The 295-nt window shown below is 75.9% G+C and carries 1 pseudogene; it reads left to right on the top strand.

Annotated elements, in window-relative coordinates:
- Positions 1 to 295: pseudogene (locus SACPADRAFT_RS33290) on the top strand (LuxR family transcriptional regulator); the annotation flags it as partial.

Below are 295 nucleotides of genomic sequence, written 5' to 3'. Positions count from 1 at the left end.
GGCGGCGCTGCTGCTGGTCGACGACGCCCACGACCTGGGTGCGGCCGATCTGGACGCGATCATCCGGGCCGCGGAGGACGAGCGGCGCAGCCTGGTCATCGCCGCCCGCCCGTGGCCGCGACCGTCCGCGCTGAACGCGGTGCTGGCGCGCCTGCGCGGGCAGATCGTGCTGCGCCCCCTCGAGAAGGCCCGGATCGCCACACTGCTGGGCCCGTCCCGCACCGGGCTCGCCGACTTCGTGCTGGCCCAGACCCACGGCATCCCCGCCCTGGTCGACCGGCTGATCACCGCGCTG

The sequence above is a fragment of the Saccharomonospora iraqiensis subsp. paurometabolica YIM 90007 genome (genome assembly GCF_000231035.2).
In the GTDB taxonomy this organism is placed as follows: domain Bacteria; phylum Actinomycetota; class Actinomycetes; order Mycobacteriales; family Pseudonocardiaceae; genus Saccharomonospora; species Saccharomonospora paurometabolica.
This window is presented reverse-complemented; position numbering and strand designations above follow the sequence as displayed.